This window comes from Klebsiella sp. TF21-TM, assembly GCF_019753495.1.
Taxonomy (GTDB): domain Bacteria; phylum Pseudomonadota; class Gammaproteobacteria; order Enterobacterales; family Enterobacteriaceae; genus Klebsiella; species Klebsiella quasipneumoniae.
This window is the reverse complement of record NZ_JAIJYL010000002.1, coordinates 168,227-192,052: the sequence shown is the minus strand read 5'-3', so window position 1 is coordinate 192,052 and position 23,826 is coordinate 168,227. Positions and strand designations below refer to the sequence as shown.

Genomic DNA, 23,826 nt, shown 5'->3' with positions numbered 1-23,826 from the left:
ACCCGCGCCAGAGCCCGTCGCGCGCAGATGAGACATGCCGTTTGGCCTGTTTAGAATTATTGTTTACTTTCAAAAACTTAAATCTCCTGCTACTGTCAATAGACATCATAGCCTCCCCCAGAGAGTGATATGCGTAGAGACGTTCTGTTATTACTGTGTTCATTTTATCTGTTACCTCTGGGCGCACATGCCGAAGATAGCGGACTGAGCGCCAAAGATATTAAGACGTTGTTTTTCGGCCACGATGAGCGTAAAGCGGTGAGCCGCCCGGAGGAGAGTCCGTGGGACGCGATTGGCCAGCTGGAGACCGCCAGCGGCAATCTGTGCACGGCGACGCTCATCTCCCCCAACCTGGCGCTGACCGCGGGCCACTGCCTGTTAACGCCCCCGCGCGGCAAGCCGGACAAAGCGGTCGCTCTGCGCTTTATTTCCCGCAAGGGTAACTGGGTGTATGAGATCCACGGCATTGACGGGCGAGTTGATCCCGGGTTAGGCAAGCGTCTGAAAGCCGACGGTGACGGCTGGATCGTTCCCTCCGCCGCGGCGCCCTCGGATTTTGGCCTGATCGTGCTGCGCTATGCTCCCTCGGGCATCACGCCGATCCCGCTCTTCCCCGGCAGTAAGGCCGATTTAACCGCCGCGCTGAAGGCGGCGGACCGGAAAGTGACCCAGTCAGGTTATCCTGAAGATCATCTGGACAATCTCTACAGCCATCAGGATTGCATCGTCACCGGCTGGGCGCAAAACAGCGTCCTGTCGCACCAGTGTGACACCCTGCCCGGCGACAGCGGCTCGCCGCTGCTGCTGAAAACCGCGGACGGCTGGCAAGTGATCGCCGTGCAAAGTTCGGCTCCCGGCCCGCAGGATCGCTGGCGGGCGGACAACCGCGCCATCGCGGTGACTGGCTTTCGCGATAAGCTGGAGGCGCTGGCCGGAGAGTAATTACCCCTGCTGCTGACGCCGCTGCAGCAGGTCGGCGATCGGCATCGGTTTACTGAAGTAAAAGCCCTGTAGCCGGTCGCAACCGGCCCGCCGCAGCAGCGCCAGCTGTTGCGGATCTTCAACCCCCTCCGCCACGACCGTCATCCCCAGCGCGCGGGCGATGCGCACCGTGCCGCGCACCATCTCCGCCGCCTGCACATCGCAATCCACCCGCCCGGCGAGGGATTTGTCAATCTTCAGGCTGTCAAAGCGAAAGCGGCGTAAATAGCCGATGCTGGAGTAACCGGTGCCAAAATCGTCCAGCGCCACGGCGATGCCCTGGGCCTTCAGATTCTCCACCACCGCCTGCGAACGTTCCGGATTTTCCAGCACATAACTCTCCGTCACCTCCACCTGCAGGCGCGACGGCGGAAAGCGGCAGGCAGCGACCGTTTCCATCACCCGGCTTTCAAACGCCGGATCGCGAAATTGCGCCGGCGAGATGTTCACCGACAGCAGCAGATCGCCCACCGGCTGCAGGTCGCTGCAGGCGCGTTGCAGGACGAACTGGCCGAGGGCGTCAATCAGGCCGCTACTCTCGGCAATGGCGATAAACGCATCCGGCGCCAGCGCACCCTGCGGGCGACGCGGCCAGCGCAGCAGCGCTTCAACGCCGGTCATCGCCAGCGTATCGGCATCGACCACCGGCTGATACCAGACCTCAAATTCATCCTGCTCCAGCCCCTGACGGATGCCATTCTCAATCATCAGCTGATGACGTCGCACGGCATCCAGCGCATCGTCATACCAGGCCGTCCGCCCCTTGCCGCTCTTCTTGGCGTGGTACATGGCGATATCCGCCCGGCGAAACAGTTCGGTACTGGAGCATTCCGCCGGAGTACCGCTGGCGATGCCGATGCTGGCGCCGATATAAATTGTGCGTTTGCTCAGCGCCACCGGCGCTTTAAGCAGCTCCAGCGCCGCCCAGGCGAACGCCGCGGCCCGGTCGATCGCCTGTTCGCCGCTCACCGCCATGGCGAATTCATCCCCGCCCATTCTTGCCAGCATGGCCCCCGCCGGCACCCTTTTTTGCAGCGCGCTGGCGATATGGCGGATCAGAGTGTCGCCCACATCGTGGCCATAGTTATCATTCACATCCTTAAAACCGTCCAGATCGATAAACACCACGCACTGCATATCGTGCTTACTCGTGTCGCACACCTGGCTGAGCCGCAGCAGCAGCGCACGCCGGTTGGGCAGGCGGCTAAGCCAGTCAATCAGGGCGATCTCCCGCGCCTGACGTTCGCCGCGGGCCAGCTTATACATGCCGAGGCTGCTGAACAGAATAAACAGCAGGATCAGGCTGGCGGCCACCCCGGCGATCAGCCGCATACTGCCTGACGAGGCCAGAGCCGCTTCGGCGCCGGGCAGGCGCGGCTGCCACGCCAGATAGCCCAGAACCTCGCCTCCCTGCGTGCGCAGCGGGATCCGGTGTTCGCCTGGGCCGTCGCTGAGATGCAGATGGCTTATCTGGAAGGTGTCGCCTAAACGCTCCAGCAGCTGAGGGCTGATGTGCCGGGTAATGACCAGATAGCGCCGGGTCTCGTCAGCCACCTGCAGCCGGCCGCTCGTCGGCCGTATCAGGCCGATGCCGACGAAAGCGATCCCGGCTTCGGTACGTGTGATGCCGGCGAAGGCGTTTTTCCCCTCGCGCAGAGCCTGTGCATGATAGCGGATCAGGCTGGTCAGCCCGGCGCCGAGAAATGAGAGGTCTGCCCGGGGCATGACCTGACTCTGAAAGGCGCCCCACAGGATGTGATAATGTTCATCAAGGACAAAGGTGCCGTCATACAGGTTATTGATTTTGAAGCCGGATCCCCAGGAGTCGTACAGCCATTTTTGATCCAGGCTGGGAGCGTAAGTCTGGGTCACCGCATCGTCCCAGATGGCATTGTCCAGCACCAGCGACAGCACCCGGTTGACCGAGGTCTGCACCGCCCCTTCCACCGACAGGACCGAGCGCTGTTGGTCAATTTCATTGGATTTGCTGGCAATGAGGTGTTGCGAGAGGTAAAGCAGGGAGATCACCGACGCGGTGAGGCCGAGCCCGGCGAGAAAAATCATTATTGACAACGTCCTGGCGGAAGGAATTTTCCGCCAGCCGAAAGCTGTGAGCATGCGCAGTCCTCATCGTCACCGGGCACAATACCTGCGGGGCCGGTCTTGAGTAAGCATACTACAGCGAACCCGTTTTGCCGCCTGGCTTTGCAGGCGGCGCGACGTCAGGCGAGTTTAATTAACACCATGCCGGCAACCAGCAGGATGACTCCCGCCCAGCCTTTGTTATTCAGGCGCTGGCCAAACAGCACCCAGCCGGCGGCGATGGTCGCCGCGATACCGAAGCCGCCCCACAGCGCATAGGCGACCGACAGATCGATGCCTTTCACCGCCTGCGACAGGGCGCTGAACGCGCCCAGCACCGCCGCCAGCGACAGAATGCCATAGACCTTGCGGCGGAAACCGTCGGAAAACTTCAAAAAGACGTTGGCAATAATTTCCAGAACAATGGCGATAGCCAGCCAGATGGCGTGGATCCACTCAAACTGCTGCATGAGCCACCTCCTGCTTCGACGACGCTTTTTTCTGGGTGCCGGACTTAATTAAGACGATCCCCACTACCAGGGTAGTCAGACCGGCTATTTTCAGCAGCGACAGGCTTTCATCAAACAACAGTACGCTGAACAGGGTGATCAGCAAAATACCAATCCCTTCCCATAACGCGTAGGCCACGCCGAGGGCAATTTTTTTAACCGCAAAGGCGAGAAAAATATATGACAGGGCAATCATGGCCAGCATTAAAATAAAGCCGGTATGCCCACCGCTAATGCTTGCCCATTTCATCGACAAGGTGCCGGTAATTTCAGCAATAATCGCTAAAGCTAATAAAATCCAATAAAACATGATCCCTTCTCCTGCTTGAGAATATAATCCATTACCGTTTACGCGACGCGTAAACAGGAAAATTTCTGACGTAGATTTCGCTGTGCGCTTGGCGCCAGCTCAGGCAGAAAGAAGGTGACTATAGCGCCGAATGCCAGTGCTGTTCGCCGGCAAAACGGGAAAAAGTGAGGGATACTGCGGGGGGATTTAAAATATACATCCTGAACTGATTGTCCATAAAATTACAATTATCCGCGGTGTTGCTTCTCGTCCGGTGCGGATGAAAATTGTCCTCAGTAGTTAAACACAGGTACATTTGTAGCATAGTGCTACATTTTATTCAAAGACTTTGCAATTCTTTACGACGCGGTTTTGCTGCAATGCGTTTTTTCTGAAAAAAAACGTCATTATGCTAATGTAACGCAACCTGTTAACAGGCAAGGAAGATTGAGGACGGGATCCTATGGCTAAACCTATTATTACACTTAACGGATTAAAGATGGTCATCATGCTGGGCATGCTGGTGATCATCCTGACCGGCATTCGCTTTGCGGCAGACATTATTGTCCCGTTTATACTCGCGCTTTTTCTGGCGGTGATTATTAATCCGCTGGTCCAGCTGCTGGTCCGCTGCCGGGTGCCACGCGTGCTGGCGATCTCATTGCTGATCGGCCTTATCGTCATGTTAGCCGTTGTGCTGCTGGCCTCGCTGGGAACCTCGCTTAACGAGCTGGCGCGCACCCTGCCGCAGTACCGCAACTATCTCTACGAACCGATGCAAACCATCGCTCCCTGGCTGCAGCGCCTGGGCTTTACCGTCTCGGTGGTGGAGCTAAACAAATACATCGACCCCAACGCCGTGATGACCCTGGTCACCGGTCTGCTCACTCAGCTGTCGAACGCCATGTCCTCGATTTTTCTGCTGCTGCTGACGGTAGTGTTTATGCTGCTGGAGGTTCCGCAACTGCCCGCCAAACTGCAGCAGCTGATGTCCCGCCCGGTAGAAGGCATGGGGGCCATTCAGCGCGCCATCGACAGCGTGTCGCATTATCTGGTGCTGAAGACCGCGATTAGCCTGGTCACCGGGCTGGTGGTCTGGGGCATGCTGGTTCTGCTGGACGTGCGTTTCGCCTTTATGTGGGGGCTGCTGGCCTTCGCGCTGAACTATATTCCCAATATTGGCTCCGTGCTGGCGGCCATCCCGCCGATCCTGCAGGTCCTGGTATTCGGCGGTCTTTACGAGGCGCTGGTGGTGCTGGCCGGCTATCTGATCGTTAACCTGGTGTTCGGCAATATTCTCGAACCGCGGATCATGGGGCGCGGCCTGGGACTCTCCACCCTGGTGGTATTCCTGTCGTTGATCTTCTGGGGCTGGCTGCTGGGTCCGGTCGGTATGCTCCTGTCGGTGCCGTTGACGATCATCGTCAAAATCGCCCTCGAGCAGACCAGCGGCGGCCAGAGCATCGCATTCTTATTAAGTGATGTGAGCAAAGAGTAACCCTTCCTCGGGCCGGCGACTGGCCGGCCCCCTCTCCCTGACACCTGTGGTAGACCACTACGCCTTTCGTATTATTGATCCTCATCACAAAGGGCCAATCACAATTGTTACTCTCAGGCTAACGATTGGCCGCCGTGCTTAATTGATGCTCCGCGCCTCGCATCGCACACTACCCTCCACCAGGACAAACAAAACGATTTGTCGAATCAGGAGGTTAATAATGAATGCCGAACAAACGACGGGGCGGGTCTGGAACCGTCGCCGGACGGAAAAGCAGCGGCGGCTGGCCGAGGCCAACATCCCCGGCAAAGTCATCCCCACTGACCAGCTGGTCAGCGTACTGGAAAACCTGATCGCCCCCGGCGACCGGGTGGTGCTGGAAGGCAACAACCAGAAGCAGGCCGATTTCCTCTCCCGCATGCTGGCGGAAGTCAATCCGCAGAAAATCCACGATCTGCATATGATCATGCCGAGCGTCGGTCGCAGCGAGCATCTGGACCTGTTTGAAAAAGGTATCGCCCGCAAACTCGATTTCTCCTTCTCCGGTCCCCAAAGCCTGCGCATTTCGCAGCTGCTGGAAGATGGCCTGCTGGAAATCGGCGCCATTCATACCTATATCGAACTCTACTCCCGCCTGTACGTCGATCTGTCGCCCAACGTCGCGCTGATCGCCGGCTACAAAGCCGACCGTAAAGGTAACCTGTATACCGGGCCGAGTACCGAAGATACCCCGGCACTGGTGGAAGCCGCCGCCTTCCACGACGGTATTGTTATCGCCCAGGTTAACGAACTGGTGGACGACGAGTGCGATCTGCCCCGTGTCGATATTCCCGGCTCGTGGATTGATTACGTGGTGGTCGCCGACAAGCCGTTCTTTATTGAACCGCTGTTCACCCGCGACCCGCGCCTGATTAAGCAAGAACACATTCTGATGGCGATGATGGCGATCAAGGGCATCTACGCCGAGCATCAGGTGCAGTCCCTCAACCACGGGATCGGCTTCAACACCGCCGCCATCGAACTGCTGCTGCCGACTTACGGCGAACAGCTCGGTCTGAAAGGCAAAATCTGTAAACACTGGACCCTGAACCCGCATCCGACGCTGATCCCGGCGATCGAGAGCGGCTGGGTGGAGAGCGTGCACTGCTTCGGCGGCGAGCTGGGGATGGAAGAGTACATCCGCGCCCGTCCGGATATCTTCTTTACCGGCCCGGACGGCTCCATGCGCTCCAACCGCGCCTTCTGCCAGCTGGCGGGGCAGTACGCGGTGGATATGTTTATCGGTTCGACCCTGCAGGTTGATGGTCTGGCTAACTCCTCGACCGTCACCCGCGGCCGCCTTTCCGGCTTCGGCGGCGCGCCGAACATGGGCCACGATCCGCACGGCCGCCGCCACGCCACCCCTGCCTGGCTCAATATGATCACCGAGCCAGACCCCATGCAGCGCGGTAAAAAACTGGTGGTGCAGATGGTCGAAACCTTTCAGGCCGGGGTGAAGCCGACCTTTGTTGAGACCCTCGACGCGGTCGACGTCGCCAAAACCTCCGGCATGCCGCTGGCGCCGGTGATGATTTACGGCGATGACGTCACCCACGTGCTGACCGAAGAGGGTATCGCCTACCTGTATCGTGCGGAAAGCCTGGAAGAGCGCCGGGCGATGGTCGCCGCCGTGGCCGGGATCACCGACATCGGCCTCGGAGTGGACGCGAAACGCGTGGCTGCCCTGCGTCAGAGCGGCAAAGTGGTCTACCCGGAAGATCTCGGCATTCGCCGCAGCGAGGCCACCCGTTCGCTGCTGGCCGCCGGCAGCGTCGCCGACCTGGTGGAATGGTCCGACGGACTGTACAACCCACCGGCAAAATTCCGGAGCTGGTAATGAAAATTCTCTCCCCCTTGCACGCAGAAAGCCGCGTCAGCTGGCTGGCGGATACCGCCAGCGCCTGTCTGATTGACGAAGCCCGTCTGAGCCCGAAACCGGGTCTGGTCGACAGCCGCGGCAGCGGCGCGCATCAGGACCTCACGCTGGCGCTGATGGAACGCTCCGCCCGCAGCCTGCAGCCGACCTTCCACGCGCTGGCCCAGCAAAGCTGGCGCCGCCCGGCGGATATCGCGCTGCGCGAAACCGTCGGCCGCCTCGGCCGGGAAGGCGAAGCGCAGATGATGCAGGCCACCGGCGGGGTCAACACCCACCGCGGCGCCATCTGGGCGCTGGGGCTGCTGGTCAGCGCGGTAGCGATGTTGGGGGGAGTGGGTCATTCACAGGCGATCGCCGACACCGCCGCCGCCCTCGCCCGTCTGCCCGACGGCCTGGCGCCGAAAAGCTTCAGTAAAGGGCTACGCGCCAGCCGCCGCTGGCAGGTGCCGGGCGCGCGCGAAGAGGCGCAGCGCGGTTTCCCGCATATCACCGCCCTGGCGCTGCCGCAGTTACAGCAAAGCCGCGCCCGGGGCGCCAGCGAGCCGCAGGCGCGACTTGACGCGCTGATGGCCATCATGACCTCGCTGAGCGATACCTGCGTGCTGTCGCGCGCCGGCATGACCGGCCTGCAGACCATGCAGCAGGGCGCCCGCGCGGTGCTGGCGGCCGGCGGGTGCGCCAGCGTCGCCGGACGCGCCGCCCTGGCGCGGCTTGACGCGCAGATGCTGGCGCACAACGCCTCTCCGGGCGGCGCCGCCGATCTCCTTGCCGCCACCCTGTTTCTCGACCGGGTTGCCGGCTAACGCATTCAGAGGATGTTATGGAACAGATTACATTGTCATTTCCTGCCAGCCGCGCCCTCCGCGGCCGAGCGCTGGCAGGGGTTGTAGGTTCAGGCGATATGGAAGTGCTCTATACCGCCGCCGGGAGCGATACGCTCAGCGTGCAAATTACCACCTCGGTGGATAACAGCCAGGCGCGCTGGCAGGCGCTGTTCGACCGGCTGAGCCTGATCAACGGCCTGCCCGCCGGGCAGTTGGTTATTCACGATTTCGGCGCCACGCCGGGCGTCGCCCGTATTCGTATTGAACAAGTCTTTGAGGAGGCCGCTCATGCGTAACGATCGCAGCTTTATCGAACTGCGCGCTCGCGAACGCGCCCACGCACTGCTGGACGACGGCAGCTACCGTGAACTGCTGGATCCGTTTGACGGCATTATGTCGCCGTGGCTCGGCGCGCAGGGCATTGTCCCGCAGTCCGACGACGGTATGGTGGTCGCCAAAGGCGCTATCAACGGCCAGCCGGCGGTGGTGATTGCTATCGAAGGCACCTTCCAGGGCGGCAGTATGGGCGAGGTCTCCGGCGCCAAAATGGCCGCCGCGCTGGAGCTGGCGGCGGAGGATAACCGCAACGGTATTCCGACGCAGGCGGTCCTGTGCCTCGAAACCGGCGGCGTACGTCTGCAGGAGGCCAACCTTGGCCTGGCCGCCATCGCCGATATCCACGCCGCGATTGTCGATCTGCGCCGCTACACCCCGGTAGTCGGCATCATCGCTGGCACCGTCGGCTGCTTCGGCGGCATGTCCATCGCCGCCGCGCTGTGCAGCTATCTCATCGTCACCCGAGAAGCCCGTCTCGGCCTCAACGGCCCGCAGGTTATCGAGCAGGAAGCCGGCATTGAAGAGTACGACTCGCGTAACCGGCCGTTTATCTGGAGCATGACCGGGGGTGAAATTCGCGCCGCCAGCGGGCTGGTCGACGCGCTGGTTAACGATGGCGTTAACGCCGTTAAAACCGCAATGAACGAGGCGATCGCCAAAGGCGTACCGACGCAGCACCGCAGCGACAATTATGACGACTATCTGCGCCGTTTAAGCCAGTTCGACACCCGCCTGCAGGCGGATACCGCGCAGATTAAACAGCTTTTTGCCCGGGAGGAAAAATAATGAGTCAGTTCCCAAACCGCGCCGCGCTATGGCTGAACAAACTGGCGCCCGAGGCGCCGCTGATGAGCGGCCTGTGCCCTTCCGTGCAGGTCGCAGATGGCCAGATTGATGGCGAAAGCGTCCGCTTTATCGCCGTGGTGCCTGACGCCAACAACCACTACCCGCGCGCCGCCGGCGGTGAAGTCGGCCTGCTGGAAGGCTGGACGCTGGCGAAAGTGGTCAATGAAACCATCGCCGCCGACGCCGACCAGGCCCGCAAACGGCCGATCGTCGCCGTGATCGATGTGCCCAGCCAGGCCTATGGCCGTCGCGAAGAAGCCTTTGGTATTCACCAGGCGCTGGCCGGAGCGGCAGGCGCCTACGCCAAAGCCCGTCTGGCCGGCCACCCGGTGATTGGCCTGATCGTCGGCAAAGCGATGTCCGGGGCGTTTCTGGCCCACGGCTACCAGGCCAACCGTCTGATCGCCTTTAACGACAGCGGCGTACTGGTCCACGCGATGGGTAAAGCGTCGGCCGCGCGCATTACCCTGCGCAGCGTGGAGGCGCTGGAGAAACTGGCGGCGACCATCCCGCCGATGGCCTATGACGTCAGCAACTACGCCACGCTCGGCCTGCTCTCCGCTCTGCTGGACATCAGCCATCCGGACGCCCCTGACGACCACGATCTGGCGCTGGTCAGCCACACCCTGCGCGACGCCATCGCTGACGCGCGCCAGGATCCCTCGCTGAAGTGCCGCCTGGGTGCGGAAAACCGCCGCAGCTCGCAGCGGGTCCGCGACCTGATGCGCACCAGCTGGTAGCACGTTCGTACGTAAGTAGTAGAAGAAAACCTGCCGGAAGCCGTCCCCCGGAGCGCGTCATAACCGCGCCGGGTAGGGACGGCTTTTAGAAAAAATAACAATCGCGCCAGTACTCTATTTTATTTACAGGTGATTTATGACTTATGTGATTATTCATGCTCTTGCCCCGATTTTCGTCATTATGCTGCTGGGCTTCTGGGCCGGTAAGGCCGGGATGGTAGATAACAAAAATGTCTCCCTGCTCAATATCTTTGTAATGGACTTTGCCTTACCCGCTACGCTGTTCAGCGCCACGGTACAAACGCCGTGGGCCGGTATCGTCGCCCAGTCACCGCTGGTGCTGGCGCTCACTGGCGCGATGTGGATCACCTACGCCGGGATTTACTTCCTCGCCACCAGCGTCTTCAAACGCACCCCGCAGGATGCCGCGGTGCTGACCCTCACCGTCGCGCTGCCGAACTACGCCGCGCTGGGCCTGCCGATCCTTGGCAGCGTGCTGGGTGAAGGCGCATCGACCTCGCTGTCGGTGGCGGTCTCTATCGCCTGCGGTTCGGTACTGATGACCCCCTTCTGCCTGCTGATTCTGGAACGTGAAAAAGCCCGCGCCGCGGGGGAAACCACCGGTTCTACGCTGGCGATGCTGCCGGTGCTGATGTGGCGTTCGGTGAAAAAGCCGATCGTCTGGGGCCCGCTGCTCGGGGTGGTGCTTTCCGCTATCGGCATTAAAATGCCGGACCTGCTGCTGGCCGCCATCAAACCGCTGGGCCTGGCCGCCACCGCCGCGGCGCTGTTCCTCACCGGGGTGATCCTCTCGGCGCGTAAACTGCAGCTCAATGCGCTGATCGCCACCTCCACCATCGTGAAACTGCTGGTGCAGCCGTTTATCGCCTGGGGTCTGGTGATGCTGCTGGGTCTGCACGGCTCTATCGCCATTACCGCGATCCTGATGATTGCCCTGGCCGCCGGCTTCTTCGGCGTGGTCTTCGGCAACCGCTTCGGCGTGCAGTCCCCGGATGCTGAAGCCGTGCTGCTGTTGAGCTCGGTTCTGTGTATCCTGTCGCTACCGCTGTTTATCTCTTTGACTTCAGGACTGTAAACCATGTCATCAACGCCGCGTCCCCACGATTTAGTGTGGTTAAACCACGCCAGCGCCCTGGAAGATATAGCCGAGCCGTGGGTGGCTCAGCAGTGGCGAGCCGCGCTGCCGGTGGTGGTGAGGCGCGATGTTGACGGCCAGGGCCGCATCCCGGTTGGGGTGCGGGGCATGAAGCGCGAACAGCGCGCCGCCGGCTGGGTACAGGCGCACAATATCGTGCGCAGCGTCACCCCGGAGATGCTGGTGGAGCGCGAGCGCCTGCTGGGCTCCCCTTTTGTTTCGCAGCCGCCGGTCCAGGCGGCCATCGCCCTGACGCTGGGCGACTGGCCCTGGCGCTGGGGCATCACCGGCAGCACCGGCTACGCGCTGGCGACCGAAATCCCGGTACTCCATGCGGCAAGCGATCTGGATCTCCTGATCCGCGCCCCGCAGCCGCTGGCCCGCGAGGCGCTGCTGGAATGGCAGTCCCGGGTGGCCCAGCTCCCGTGCCGCGCCGATACCCAGGTCGAAACGCCATACGGCGCCTTCGCCCTCAATGAGTGGCTACGCGATGGGCGAGCGCTGCTGAAAACGTCCCGCGGCGCGCGCTTAACCGCTGCGCCGTGGCGCAGGGAGGAATGATGAAGATTTTGTTTACTTTTCCCGGACAGGGTGCCCAGCGTCCCGGCATGCTGGCGGCTATCCCCGACCGCGAAGCGATCCTCAGCCAGGCGCGCGCCGTGCTGGGGAATGAAGTCGAGGCCCTCGATAGCGCCGGATCGCTAAAACATACCCGTGCGGTCCAGCTCTGCCTGCTGATCGCCGGGGTAGCCTGGGCGCGCGAGCTACAGCGCCAGGGCGTCAATCCGCAGATTGTCAGCGGCCTGTCCATCGGCGCCTTTCCCGCAGCGGTGATTGCCGGCGCGCTCGATTTCGCCAGCGCGCTGCGCCTGGTGGCCCTGCGCGGCGATCTTATGGAGCAGGCCTATCCCGAAGGTTACGGGCTGACGGCGATCATGGGCCTGACCCGCCCGCGGGTTGAGGCGCTGATGCAGGGCCACGAGGTCTATCTTGCCAACCTGAACGCCGAAACGCAGATCGTGATCGCCGGACGCGATGAAGCCATGGCCGAGGTAGCGCAGCTGGCGCTGCAGGCGGGCGCCAGTAAGGCGCAGCGGCTGGCGGTCAGCGTCCCGTCGCACTGCGCGCTGCTGGATAAACCCGCCGCCGCGCTGGCAACAGCCTTTGCCGACGTGACCTTAACGCGCCCGCAGTGCGCCTATTTAAGCGGCTCGACGGCGCGCGTGCTGTGGGATCCGCAGCGGATCGCCGACGATCTGGCGATGAACATGGCGCGCACCGTCCACTGGCAGGAGGCGATGATCGCCGCCGATGAGCGCGACGCGCGCTTAGCCATTGAGATGCCCCCAGGCGGGGTATTGACCTGCCTGACCCGCCAGGCGGGCTGGCGCGGAGAGACCCTTTCGCTGGAACGCAGCGGCGTGGATGTCGCCCGCCATCTGGCGCAGCGGCTTAGCGATTAAGGCTCCGGGCGTACATTCTCCCTTCCGCCGCCAGCGCCAGCAGGTCGGCATCGCGTTCGCGATGGTGTGAATAGACAATCGAGATCAGCTGGCGCATCTGGTACGGTTCCGCCAGCTTTAACAGCTGTACATCTTTTTCATAGACTTTTTTCATCCGCCCCGGCAGCAGCGCAAACCCGACGCCCGCCTGCACCAGGCTAATCATCGAAAAGATGTCATTCACCCGGGTGACGATCGTCGGCTCGAAGCCAGCGATATGAAACGCTTCCCGGAACCCGGCATAGGTGGCGAACCCCTCTGCCAGCGAGACGAATTTCCGGTCGGCGTAATCGCGCAGGTCAGCAAGCTGTGTGCTATCCAGCTGCGCTGTCGCCGGGGCGGCGAGAAAGATATCGTCCTCAAACAGCGGCACCACGTCGAAAGCGGTATTGTTGAACTCCCCTTCATTGGTGGCGATCAGGATAGCGTCGAGGGCGTCGTCTTCCAGCATATCCAGCAGCATCTGGTTAGAGCCCATGGTCAAATCCAGCTCCAGCTCCGGGCGACGCAGCTTCATACCCATGATAATGCGCGGGACGGTTTCCAGGGTCAGGGAATAGAGGGTGCCGATGCGCAGCCGCCCCTGGCCGACGCCGGCGACTTTGCGCGTCGCCTCAAGGCCGCGGCTCATCAGACTCATCACATCCTGACAATATTCCAGCAGCGTCCACGCCGCCTGCAGCGGCAGCAGATTGCGCCCTTTATGGACAAACAGCGGGCAGCCCACCCCCTCTTCCAGGGTATGCAGCGCGCGGTGAACGCTGACGCTGCTAAGCTTCATCGCTTCGGCGGTTCTGGCGATATTGCCCTTCGCCATAAACATCATAAAGACCGACAGCTTGCGGAAGGTGATCTCCTGGTTGATATCGTCTTGCATAGCCCTTCCACACTCCTGATTTGCTTTTCTTTTTTCAATTCAAATCAGTATATCGTTTATGACGGCAAAGTTGCAGGCAGAGAGCGGCTTAGGCCGGCAAGGAACGCAAAAAAGGGAAGACCGTGGTCTTCCCTTTTGTTCTCTATCGAGTTTGCTTTTACAGCGCCATATCGTGCTGCGGCGAGGCGTCGCGCTGCGGCTCCGCCGGCTTCGCGGTCGCGGTGGGCGCAGCCGCTGGCATCTGGATCACCGGCGGTTTCGTCAGCTGCAGGGTCGCGGCGGTATCATCCCAAACCTGCTGGGTCAGCGCCACGTTACCGTTCAGCTTCTGACCGTAGCTCGGCACGATCTGGTGGATACGGGTCTGCCACTCCGGCGAGTTAAACTGCGTCGGGAACATCTGCTTGAGCACATTGAGGGTGATCGGCGCGGCGGTGGAAGCCCCCGGCGACGCGCCGAGCAGCGCGGAAATGGTTTTCTGCTGATCGACCACCACTTCGGTGCCCAGTTTCAGCACGCCGCCCTTCTCTGCGTCTTTCTTAATGATCTGCACGCGCTGGCCGGCCTGGATCAGCTTCCAGTCCTCTTTACGCGCGTCCGGGTAGTACTCTTTCAGCGCGGCGAAGCGGTCATCATCGCTGAGCATCACCTGGCTGACGAGATATTTCACCAGGTCGAAGTTATCGAGTCCGACGTGGGTCATCGGCAGCACGTTGTCAGTGGTGGTGGTGCTCAACAGGTCGAAGAAGGAACCGTTTTTCAGGAACTTGGTCGAGAAGGTGGCGAACGGCCCAAACAGTACCACGCGCTTGCCATCCAGGTAGCGGGCGTCAAGGTGCGGTACCGACATCGGCGGCGCGCCGACCGAAGCCTGGCCATACACTTTCTCGAGGTGCTGCGCGGTGACCGCCGGGTTCTCTGTCATCAGGAACGAACCGCCCACCGGGAAGCCAGCATAGTTGTCCGCTTCAGGAATACCGGTTTTCTGCAGCAGCTTCAGCGCGCCGCCGCCGGCGCCGATAAAGACGTATTTCGCGTCAATAGTCTGCGCTTCCCCGCTCTGTACGTTCTTAATGGTCACGTGCCAGGAGTTATCGGCATTGCGTTTGAAATCGGTGACCTCAGAGGAGGTTTGCAGGGTGAAATGGCTGTTTTTCTTCAGGCTGCCGATCAGCTGCCGGGTGATTTCGCCATAGTTAACGTCGGTACCCACCGGCGTCCAGGTGGCAGCGACTTTCTGCTGCGGATCGCGGCCTTCCATCACCAGCGGCGCCCACTGTTTAATTTGCGCGTGGTCGGTGGAGAATTTCATCCCCTGGAATAAGGTGGTCTGCTGCAGCGCGGTATAACGCTTCTGTAGATAGTCGACATTATCGCCCCAGACGAAACTCATATGCGGCGTGGAATTAATAAAGGAGTGCGGATCGTGCAAAATACCGCGCTTCACCTGTGCCGACCAGAACTGACGGGAGATCATAAACTGTTCGTTAATATCCAGCGCTTTGCTGACGTCAATCGATCCGTCGGCCCGCTCCGGCGTATAGTTCAGCTCCATATTCGCCGAGTGACCGGTACCGGCGTTATTCCAGCCGTTGGAAGATTCCAGGGCCACGCCGTCCAGTTTCTCCACCATCGTCAGGTCCCAGTCCGGCTGCAGCGCCTGCAGCCAGGTGCCAAGCGAGGCGCTCATGATCCCGCCGCCAATCAGCAGGAAGTCAGTTTTTTTAGAGGTATCCGCTTCAGCATGCGTCGCCGCGCTGACGAACATCGCTAATGCGGTAAAGGAAATAATCGTTTTTTTCATTGCAGGCATAATAGAATTATCACGTAGCACACGGTAATAAGAGGCAGCATATTAACGCACTTTTACTTTATTTTAAAATATCATTTACACTCTCGCATTTTTAATCAAATAATTATTTAACTTAAAAAATCAGATCGGTGAAAAAAATAAGAGCCGCCGTAAAATTATCGCTGAAAATTCAGCGCGATTGCCGGGGAAAATAGAAAAGAGGGGTTTCTTTAGTTAATAAAGTCCAGACGCGCACACCGTTGGTGCGCGCCTGGCGACAGGCTTAATGGGCGGGAGTGACAGCGCTGCGCTGGGCTTCGCGCAGGGCAAGACGCAGATGATCGTGATGTTTGGTCAGCAGCTCCCGCGCGTGCCAGGCGTCCAGCCCGCTGAGCAGCATCAGGATCGCGGTGCGGCAATGGTGGTGGCAGTTGGTCAGCGCGGCTTTTGCTTCGCTGCGCGTGCAGTCGGTGGCCGCCATGACAATCGCCACCTGCCGCTCCGCCCAGTGCGGAGTGTCAGCCTGCAGATCCACCCGCAGGTTGCTGTACACCCGGCCGTCACGGATAGCGAGGCCCGTCGACACCATGTTAAGGATCTGCCGCTGGGCCAGCCGGGCCTTCGGATTGGTCAAACCCGCCACCGCTTCCGGCCCGGTCTGCGGAGCAATAACAATATCCGCCAGCTGCGCCGCCTCGCTGGCCGCCTGCTGGGTCACCACCGCGATCGGGGCCCCCAGCGACCAGGCGTGGCGCATCGCCCCCCAGACCCACGGGGTCTTGCCGCTAACGGTCAGCGCCAGCAGCATATCGTGGCTGGAAAAGTCCAGCGACTGCAGCTCGAAGGCGCCAAGATCGTAATTATTCGCCGCCGTCTCCCGCTCGGCCATCGCCGCCGTCTGGCCACCGGCAATTAGCCCCACCAGCGCATGTTTGCCTTCCGGAGAGTAGTCGCTGACCGCCTGGACTGCCGTGCGGCCTGATTCCCCGGCGCCGATAATGACCAGACGCCCTCCCCGGCTCATTGTCGCGGTGGCGATATCAATCAACCGGGCGATATCCGGCAGACAGGCGCCGACCGCCTCCGATATCTGCTTATCATCCTGATGCAGCATCGCCAGCATGTCGGCGGTGGCGAGGCGATCGATGTGGGTGGTATCCGGGTGACGACGTGCCTGCATTGACGCGGTTAGCGAACTGCTCATAACAACCTCCATTTACGACAGAAAAAGCGCATCTCGGCGAAATCAGCGGCCTGATGCATATCCTTATATTCATCAGGACTATTTAACCTCTGTCGCCACTATAAGGGGAATCTTCCGCGCTTTACCGCCGTCGGGGTCACAGTTTACCGTCCCGATCGCCCGTTCACGGGCAATTGCCGATTATCTGAGCAATCCTGTATCAGGTCTTATCTTCACCTTCCGCCTGCATGGCCAGCCAGAAGGATTGCTGACAGAGGTTATAAAATTGTTTGCGCATTGGCTTCACCTCCAGGCCGGCGCTATCGATAACCTGCCAGTCGATCCAGCACTCCGGGCAGGAGGCGGCATCCTGTTGCGGAAGCTCGAGCTCGTAGCGGTGCTGGATCACCACCCCGCTGCGATGCCGCCAGCGCGCGATCTCCCACTCTGCTTCCGCTTCACGGTCCTGTTCACGATGCTGCGTCAGTCGTTCAACGTGCTGTTGCCGGAGGATATCCCGGACCAGAGATGCCAGTTCCATCATGTCTGCCTTAAGCCTGTGGCGAAAAGCGACAGTTTATCGTGGACGGGCCGAGGCTACCGTAGCAAAAGCGGCCTTTTGCTTTGATTACACGGCTTTATGAATGCCGCGCTATCAGCGATAATAATCGTTCACTGAATCTATCCGGGATCGTCATGAAGGCATCAGAGCACCCGCCTCGCGTTCGTCAACGCGCCTTACCGCTAAAGCTGAGCACCGCCGTCTCCTTGATGATTGGCAGCGTGATCGGCGCCGTGCTGCTGCTGGTCTATGCCCTGTGGTATATGCAGATCAGCAATGCCACCCGCGACGGCCTGAAAGAGACCGCGCTGGCGGTGGCGCGTACCATGGCTGATATGCCGCAGGTGAAGCGCGGACTGGCGGCGCCGCCGCAGCAGCAGATTATTCAGCCGCTGGCGCAGGCCATCACCCGGCGCAACGACCTGCTGTACGCTATCGTCACCGATATGCACGGTATTCGCTATTCGCATCCGGACAGCTCAATTATTGGCAAACCCTTCATCGGCCACGATATCCAGCCGACGCTGCAGGGAAAAGAGAACGTGGCCATTAACCACGGGGTGCTGGCCCCGGCGCTGCGAGTGTTTACCCCGGTGTTCAACGACCAGCATCAGCAGATTGGCGTGGTGGTGGTCGGCATTTCGCTGAGCAAAGTGGACGAACAGATCGCCAATAGCCGCTGGGACGTGCTGCTGACCATCCTGTTCAGCGCGCTGGTCTGCGCCATCGGCACCTGGAGCCTGGTGCGCGGCCTGAAGCGCGTCCTGCTGGGGCTGGAGCCGCACGAAATATCCACTCAGTTTCAGCAGCGTCAGGCCATGCTTCACGCCCTCAAGGAGGGGGTGGTGGCGGTCGATGCCCATGGTGAGGTTAACCTGATCAACCCGGCGGCGCGCGAGATACTCTTTTCCGGGCCGGACAAGACGCTCGCGCATACCCCGCTGCTGGCCGACCTGCAGACGGTTTTGCACAGCGGCGAGCCGATGTACGACCGCGAGCTGGGGTGCAATGGCCTGTTGCTCATCAGCAACACGGTGCCTATCCGCAGCCAGGAGGCGGTGGTCGGCGCCATCTGTACCTTCCGCGATAAGACCGAAGTCAGCCAGCTGCTGCAGCGTCTGGACGGCATGATGAGCTATGTGGATGCCCTGCGCACTACCTCTCATGAGTTTATGAACAAACTGCACGTGATCCTCGGCCTGCTGAATATGAAAAGCTATGGCAAACTCGAGGAGTACGTGCTGCAGACCGCCCACCGCTACCAGGCGGACATCGGCGATATTCAGCACCGCATTAAATCCCCGGTGGTGGCTGGCTTTCTGATAAGTAAAATGCAGCGCGCCACCGAGTGCGGCTTTACCCTTAAGCTGGCGGAAGAGAGCCTGGTGCCGGATTGCCCGAATGAAAAGCAGGTCACCGTGCTGGTGACGGTGCTGGGCAACCTTATCGAGAACGCGCTGGACGCCATGAGCGGTCAGGCGGAGGGCGAAATCGGCCTGCTGCTGCACTATCAGGACGGCTGGCTAAGCGGTGAAGTGAGCGACGACGGGCCGGGGATCCCGGAAAACAACATCGACGCTATCTTTAACAAAGGCTTCTCCACCAAAGGCGAGAATCGCGGCGTCGGGCTGTTTCTCGCCAACCAGCAATTACGCGAGCTGGGCGGCACCCTCGCCGTCGAGTCGGAACCCGGCGTATTTACCCAATTTTTTGTTCATCTCCCCTGGGATAGTAAAAGGAAACGTGCGTGATAAATGTGTTGATTGTTGACGATGATGCCATGGTGGCCGAACTGAATCGCCTGTACGTGGCAAGGGTTCCCGGCTTTCGTTGCAGCGGGAGCGCCTCGACGCTCAGTCAAGCCCGGGAGATGATTAACGATCCGCAGCTGGAGATCGATCTGGTGCTGCTGGATGTCTATATGCAGCAGGACAGTGGGCTCGATCTGCTGCCGACTATCCGTAAATCGGGGCGCGCCATCGATGTCATCATGATCACCTCGGCGGCGGATGCCGCCACGGTGCAGACCGCCATGCATTACGGAGTGGTCGATTACCTGATTAAACCTTTCCAGTTTCCCCGTTTTGAAGAGGCGCTCACCACCTGGCGGGAGAAGCGCAAGCTGATAACCGGTCAACCCTATTACGAGCAGGCCGACGTTGACCGCCTGCTGCACGGCGGCGCGCCGGAGGCCAGCGACGCGCGCAAGCTGCCCAAGGGGCTCACCGCGCAAACCCTGCGCACCCTGTGCCAGTGGATTGACGCTCACCCGAACGTTGAATTCTCTACCGATGAGCTGGCGGCGGCGGTGAATATCTCCCGTGTTTCCTGCCGCAAGTATCTGATCTGGCTGGCGCAGATCAATATTCTCTATACCACTATCCACTACGGCGCCACCGGGCGGCCGGTCTATCGCTACCGCCTGGTGGCCGAACAGTACAGTTTGCTTAAGCAGTACAGTCAGTAACGCGGTAGCCGCTGTCCAGCGACGCAAAGCGCAAGCGCTGCGGCGATGACAGTATAATGTCGCGATTTTTGGTGACGAAAATCGCGTCGATATCCTGCCGATGACGCAACGCTGCGCAGCCTTTCTCGACGCCGAGGCCAAACAGCAGCGTGCTCCAGATATCGCCGTCTAAAGAATCGCTGGAAATCACCGTGACGCTGTCGAGTTCGTTGTCCAGCGGGTAACCGCTGCGCGGGTCGAGAATATGGTGCCAGCGCTTGCCGTCCTGCTCGAAATAACGTTCGTAGGTGCCCGAGGTGACTACCGACTGTCCGTTGACCGTCAGGGAACCGATCAGCGCCTGCGCATCGGCAAACGGTTTTTTCAGGCCAATAGCCCATTCGCCGAGGGTATGCACATTGCCGCCGAGGTTGATCAGCGCCCTTTCCACCTGCTGCTGACGCAGATAATCACGCACCCGGTCAGCGATATAGCCTTTGGCGATCGCCCCAAGATCCAGCTCCATCCCCGGCTGCTGAAGAAACACGCTGCAGGTTGCCTCATCAAGGATCACCTCCTGCGGGCGGGTCAGCGCCAGCCGGGCCCTGATTTCGCCGGCGTCAGGCACGCTGTGTCCCTGAAAGCCAATCCGCCACAGCTTCACCAGCGGCCCAATCGCGAGGTTAAAGGCGCTGTCGCGCACCATGCTAGCGGCTTTGGCGCACTGAATGAGCTGAAAGACCGGACGGCTGACGGTCACCGGGTGACGTCCGGCGGCGTGGTTGATATCCATCACCTGCGACTCGGCGCGGTTAACGGTAAGCAGATCTTCGTAGCGCTTGATTAACTGAAATACGCGGGAGGCCAGCGCCTCATCATGGGAGCAGAGTTTGAGCAGGATGGGAGAACCCATCAGAACGGCGGAGTAGCTATAGACGCGGTTATCAGACATCGGGCTCTCCTTAGTAGGGATAAGCCGGGCGGCGACAGCGCCGGCCCGGCATCAACAATGGCGTGTTATCCTCTGGCGCGTTTCGCCGCCTGGTGGCCCGCGAGGGTGCCGAAGATGATGATATCCGCCACCGCGTTACCCCCGATACGGTTGCCGCCGTGGATCCCGCCAACCACCTCACCGGCGGCGTAGGCGCCGCGGATCGGCTGCCGGGCAACGTTCAGCACTTCGCCATCGGTGTTAATGGTCACGCCGCCCATGGTGTGGTGCACCCCCGGGGCGATACGAATGGCGTGGAACGGACCTTCGTTAATCGGCGCGCGCAGCGCGGTGGTACGGCCAAACTGTTCATCATGCTGTTTTTCCACCGCCCCGTTGTAGCACTCGAGGGTGGCGAGGAAGGCATGGTAATCCATCCCCAGTTTCTCCGCCAGTTCACGCGGCGAGCTGGCGCTGGTGACGAAGCCTTTGGCGATGTACTCATCGGCGGCTTTGTTTTTCGCCCGTACATGTTCGTCAAAGACGATGTACGCATAGTGTTCCGGCAGGGCGATAATCGCCGCGGAGACTTTATCGCGGGTCTCCATTTCGTTGAAGAAGCGGTTACCCTGCTGGTTGACGAGGATCGCCCCACCGCCGCGAATCGACTCGGAAATCAGATAAGAGGTCTGCTGTTCAACGGTCGGGTGAATTTGAATTTCGCCCATATCCACCGTGTCGGCGCCGATACGCTCCAGCAGCGCGATACCGCTCCCGGTGGCCCCTTTGTGGTTGGTGGTGACGAACCCTTCGAGGTCAGGACGATACTTCACCACCATCGCGCTGTTGGCGCTGAAGCCGCCGGTGGCCACCACAATGCTTTTGCTCTGGACTTCAATGATCTCGTTTTCGTCGTTGATCAGACGCACGCCGCTGACTTCATCGCCGCTCATCAGGATCTCCTCCACCGAGGTATCCAGCAGGACGTCGATGCCGCGTTTGGTGATGTTGCGCACCAGGCCGCTAATCAGATAGCCGCCGACCGCTGACCCGTCGCGCGGACGGTGGGTGCGGTCAATGCTCATCCCGCCGGTGGTGGTGATATCGTTGAGCATAATGCCGCGGTCAGCCAGCCATTCAATGGCTTGCGGGGCATTCTCCACGAAGCGGCGCAGCAGCTGCGGGTTGTTTTTATTGTGCCCACCTTTCAGGGTTTCCTGATAGAACAGCTCTTTGCTGTCCTGAATGCCTTTCACGCGCTGGAAGCGGGTCTCCGCGGCGTTCATCCCGGCGGAAGCCTTGATGGTGTTCCCGCCAATGGTCGGCATTTTCTCGACGATCAGCACGCTGGCGCCTTCGTCGTGAGCCTGAATGGCGGCCGCCAGACCGGCGCCGCCGCTGCCGACCACCACCACATCATAGCTTTTCGGCGCGGCGTCATTGCCGCCCTCTTCCGCCGCCAGCGCTTTGCTCGATTTCAGCATCGCTTTGGCGACCGCTTTTTTCACCGCCTCGCTCTGGCTGGTGGCCCCGGAAATAGCGTCCACGTGCGGCGTATTGGCGGTCAGAATACGTTCGCGGATTTCTTCGAAGCTGGTGGTGAACTCCACGGTCTGCACCGGGCTCGCCGCCAGTTCGATATCGGCGATATGGTCATTTTCGAGGCTGACGTTGATTACCAGCTCATTGGCGTCATCCTGAACGGTTTCAACAAACATCCCCGGCTTAAATTTGGCGTCGCCCATGCTCATGTCGCGGATCATCGCTTCCACCAGCGAGAAGCGCCACAGCGGTTCCGGAATGTGCAGCGCCTCGCGCTGGGTGCTGTCGATAAACAGCTCCAGCTCTTCACCCGCGGCGATACGAGCCGCCCAGTCCGGATAGGCGATGCAGGCGCGGCCCACGGCGATCAGGTCATAGCCGTGATCGAGGCCCAGCTCGGCATCGGCGACGTTAACCACCCCGCCGACGCCCATCACCGGCACCTGAGCCAGAGTGTCAGAGCGCATGGCGCAGTATTTCTCAATCAGCGGCGTTGGGTCGCAGGTATCAACGATAGAGGGACGCAGAGTCGCGCCCACCGAGAAGTGCAGATAATCGACGCCGCGAGCGGCCAGTTTTTCCAGCAGATACATGGTGTCGTCGAAGCGGATCCCCGGGACCTCCATCTCCTCTGGCGAAAAGCGGTAACCGATGATAAAGGCATCGTCAGCGTACTGGCGGGCCATTTTATGGGTGATGTCGAGCACCGCCAGCGGGAAACGAGCGCGATTGTCGCGGCTACCGCCCCACTCATCGTCGCGCTGGTTGGAGTTCGGCGAATAGAACTGCTGAATGAGATAGGTGTTAGCCCCGTGAATTTCGACTCCGTCGAAACCGGCGAGGATAGCGCGACGGACCCCATCGCCAAACTTGGCGATCATGCCTTCCACTTCGTCTCCGCTCAGCGCCCGCGGCATCGCGGCGCCCTCACGCGGGGCGGCGATAGCGCTCGGCGCCACCGGCTGGCGACCGCCGATCAGCTGCGGGTCGACCATGCGGCCGCCGTGATAGATCTGCAGAATCGCTTTCGAACCTTCCGCTTTAATCGCTTCGGCGATTTTCGCCAGGCCGGCGATTTTTTCATCGTTATCGATACCGATAGCACCCGGGAAGGCCAGGCCGTAGTCATCAATAAAGCAGCACTCGACAATAATGGTGCCGATGCTGCCGGCGCGAGCGCGATAGTACTCCACCAGCTCGCTGGTGACAGTCCCATCGAAATAACCGGTGCAGGTGGTCATCGGCGCCATGAGCAAACGGTTTTTCAGCTCCGTACCATTTGGTAAAGTAAATGGCTGCAGAATTCGTTCGTTACTGGTCATAAGTTACGCTCCAGATTTTAAAATATTAAAAATTCAGAATGGGGTGACGGAATCATTAATGGTTGTGGTTTTTTAATTCCTGTTGTCATGCCAATAATATAACGGGTTTTTTAGTTACTAAATCAATTACGTTAGTTATAAAACTATTTAACCCCAGCAATAACATCGCTACCTCTATTGTATTATTAAAATAATAAATAGCATTTACATAATACAAATGAACGATAACATTTCAGATACTTACGTTAACATTCACAACGACCAAACTCGCGCACATTACAGTTATTATTCAGCAACTTACGAAACACATGGAAAAAATTAGCATTAATTGCTTATTTTTATTTTAACATTTACCGATATTTTCGCCAAAATAACACCTCATCACATAGGGTTATACTGATAATAAAAAAATAGTGAAATCACCTGCTTTTCTTGATCTTGATCAATTGCAACGGCCATTGAAAGCGCAATATATAAATAACCAATAAATTTA

22 protein-coding genes are annotated in these 23,826 nt (G+C 59.9%); 13 read left to right on the top strand and 9 right to left on the bottom strand.

Annotated features, from left to right (window positions below; genetic code table 11):
• Positions 1 to 129 precede the first annotated feature (129 nt).
• A complete protein-coding gene (locus K5R89_RS02800) occupies positions 130 to 942 on the top strand; it encodes a serine protease (protein ID WP_044522790.1) in 813 nt (270 codons plus the stop codon).
• Here K5R89_RS02800 and K5R89_RS02795 read toward each other — a convergent pair whose 3' ends face one another.
• Positions 943 to 3,099, bottom strand: a complete 2,157-nt coding sequence (locus K5R89_RS02795) for a bifunctional diguanylate cyclase/phosphodiesterase (protein ID WP_101989467.1) — start codon at positions 3,097 to 3,099, stop codon at positions 943 to 945.
• On the opposite strand from K5R89_RS02795, the gene K5R89_RS27755 reads away from it, so the two are divergent.
• Positions 3,059 to 3,148: an ArsR family transcriptional regulator gene (locus tag K5R89_RS27755; protein WP_258315333.1), complete on the top strand. Its 90-nt coding sequence runs from the start codon at positions 3,059 to 3,061 to the stop codon at positions 3,146 to 3,148. The two genes, K5R89_RS02795 and K5R89_RS27755, sit on opposite strands and share 41 nt — an antisense overlap.
• Before the next feature lie 55 nt (positions 3,149 to 3,203).
• Here the strand turns inward: K5R89_RS27755 and kpnF are convergent, their stop codons facing one another.
• Entirely contained in the window at positions 3,204 to 3,533 is a 330-nt protein-coding gene (gene kpnF / locus K5R89_RS02790; protein WP_023289540.1) for a multidrug efflux SMR transporter subunit KpnF, read from the bottom strand.
• Positions 3,520 to 3,882 (bottom strand): multidrug efflux SMR transporter subunit KpnE, encoded by a 363-nt coding sequence (gene kpnE / locus K5R89_RS02785; protein ID WP_023289539.1) that lies wholly within the window; start codon positions 3,880 to 3,882, stop codon positions 3,520 to 3,522. Before kpnE ends, kpnF begins: the two co-directional genes overlap by 14 nt.
• Positions 3,883 to 4,324: 442 nt before the next feature.
• Between kpnE and K5R89_RS02780 the strand changes: the two genes are divergently transcribed.
• The 9 genes from K5R89_RS02780 (at position 4,325) to mdcH (ending at position 12,639) form a co-directional block, all read left to right on the top strand.
• Entirely contained in the window at positions 4,325 to 5,359 is a 1,035-nt protein-coding gene (locus K5R89_RS02780) for an AI-2E family transporter (RefSeq protein WP_023289538.1), read from the top strand.
• Positions 5,360 to 5,579: 220 nt separating this feature from the next.
• On the top strand, positions 5,580 to 7,235 hold the full coding sequence (mdcA, locus tag K5R89_RS02775; protein ID WP_080819670.1) for a malonate decarboxylase subunit alpha: 1,656 nt from the start codon (positions 5,580 to 5,582) through the stop codon (positions 7,233 to 7,235).
• A complete protein-coding gene (locus K5R89_RS02770) occupies positions 7,235 to 8,077 on the top strand; it encodes a triphosphoribosyl-dephospho-CoA synthase (RefSeq protein WP_048334889.1) in 843 nt (280 codons plus the stop codon). The genes mdcA and K5R89_RS02770 overlap by 1 nt, the downstream gene beginning before the upstream one ends.
• 17 nt (positions 8,078 to 8,094) lie before the next feature.
• Positions 8,095 to 8,394 (top strand): malonate decarboxylase acyl carrier protein, encoded by a 300-nt coding sequence (gene mdcC / locus K5R89_RS02765; protein ID WP_023289535.1) that lies wholly within the window; start codon positions 8,095 to 8,097, stop codon positions 8,392 to 8,394.
• On the top strand, positions 8,387 to 9,220 hold the full coding sequence (locus K5R89_RS02760; RefSeq protein WP_217259176.1) for a biotin-independent malonate decarboxylase subunit beta: 834 nt from the start codon (positions 8,387 to 8,389) through the stop codon (positions 9,218 to 9,220). The genes mdcC and K5R89_RS02760 overlap by 8 nt, the downstream gene beginning before the upstream one ends.
• Positions 9,220 to 10,020 carry a biotin-independent malonate decarboxylase subunit gamma gene (gene mdcE / locus K5R89_RS02755; protein WP_217259177.1) on the top strand — a complete coding sequence of 267 codons (801 nt, stop codon included), beginning with the start codon at positions 9,220 to 9,222 and terminating at the stop codon, positions 10,018 to 10,020. The genes K5R89_RS02760 and mdcE overlap by 1 nt, the downstream gene beginning before the upstream one ends.
• 136 nt (positions 10,021 to 10,156) lie before the next feature.
• On the top strand, positions 10,157 to 11,116 hold the full coding sequence (locus K5R89_RS02750; RefSeq protein ID WP_064157582.1) for an AEC family transporter: 960 nt from the start codon (positions 10,157 to 10,159) through the stop codon (positions 11,114 to 11,116).
• 3 nt (positions 11,117 to 11,119) lie between these two features.
• Positions 11,120 to 11,737: a malonate decarboxylase holo-ACP synthase gene (locus K5R89_RS02745; RefSeq protein ID WP_107112615.1), complete on the top strand. Its 618-nt coding sequence runs from the start codon at positions 11,120 to 11,122 to the stop codon at positions 11,735 to 11,737.
• A complete protein-coding gene (gene mdcH / locus K5R89_RS02740) occupies positions 11,737 to 12,639 on the top strand; it encodes a malonate decarboxylase subunit epsilon (RefSeq protein ID WP_072420263.1) in 903 nt (300 codons plus the stop codon). Before K5R89_RS02745 ends, mdcH begins: the two co-directional genes overlap by 1 nt.
• Here the strand turns inward: mdcH and K5R89_RS02735 are convergent.
• The 4 genes from K5R89_RS02735 to K5R89_RS02720 all read right to left on the bottom strand — a co-directional run bounded on the left by K5R89_RS02735 (position 12,629) and on the right by K5R89_RS02720 (position 17,071).
• Positions 12,629 to 13,555 (bottom strand): LysR substrate-binding domain-containing protein, encoded by a 927-nt coding sequence (locus tag K5R89_RS02735; protein WP_023289529.1) that lies wholly within the window; start codon positions 13,553 to 13,555, stop codon positions 12,629 to 12,631. The two genes, mdcH and K5R89_RS02735, sit on opposite strands and share 11 nt — an antisense overlap.
• Positions 13,556 to 13,712: 157 nt before the next feature.
• On the bottom strand, positions 13,713 to 15,323 hold the full coding sequence (mqo, locus tag K5R89_RS02730) for a malate dehydrogenase (quinone) (protein WP_135734263.1): 1,611 nt from the start codon (positions 15,321 to 15,323) through the stop codon (positions 13,713 to 13,715).
• A gap of 307 nt (positions 15,324 to 15,630) precedes the next feature.
• Complete coding sequence (locus K5R89_RS02725) at positions 15,631 to 16,551, bottom strand: N-acetylmuramic acid 6-phosphate etherase (RefSeq protein WP_072421724.1); 921 nt, start codon at positions 16,549 to 16,551, stop codon at positions 15,631 to 15,633.
• 199 nt (positions 16,552 to 16,750) lie between these two features.
• The gene (locus tag K5R89_RS02720) at positions 16,751 to 17,071 is read right to left on the bottom strand and encodes a hypothetical protein (protein WP_032428815.1); all 321 of its coding nucleotides are present in this window, start codon (positions 17,069 to 17,071) and stop codon (positions 16,751 to 16,753) included.
• Positions 17,072 to 17,226: 155 nt separating this feature from the next.
• Here K5R89_RS02720 and K5R89_RS02715 point away from each other — a divergent pair, with 155 nt between their 5' ends.
• Both K5R89_RS02715 and dcuR read left to right on the top strand, forming a co-directional pair.
• Positions 17,227 to 18,843, top strand: a complete 1,617-nt coding sequence (locus K5R89_RS02715; RefSeq protein WP_023289525.1) for a sensor histidine kinase — start codon at positions 17,227 to 17,229, stop codon at positions 18,841 to 18,843.
• Entirely contained in the window at positions 18,840 to 19,559 is a 720-nt protein-coding gene (dcuR, locus tag K5R89_RS02710; protein ID WP_044522752.1) for a two-component system response regulator DcuR, read from the top strand. The genes K5R89_RS02715 and dcuR overlap by 4 nt, the downstream gene beginning before the upstream one ends.
• Here the strand turns inward: dcuR and K5R89_RS02705 are convergent.
• Together K5R89_RS02705 and K5R89_RS02700 are read right to left on the bottom strand one after the other, a co-directional pair.
• On the bottom strand, positions 19,540 to 20,490 hold the full coding sequence (locus tag K5R89_RS02705) for an FAD:protein FMN transferase (protein WP_178944484.1): 951 nt from the start codon (positions 20,488 to 20,490) through the stop codon (positions 19,540 to 19,542). The two genes, dcuR and K5R89_RS02705, sit on opposite strands and share 20 nt — an antisense overlap.
• Positions 20,491 to 20,555: 65 nt before the next feature.
• A complete protein-coding gene (locus tag K5R89_RS02700) occupies positions 20,556 to 23,333 on the bottom strand; it encodes a flavocytochrome c (RefSeq protein WP_044522748.1) in 2,778 nt (925 codons plus the stop codon).
• Positions 23,334 to 23,826: the final 493 nt, after the last annotated feature.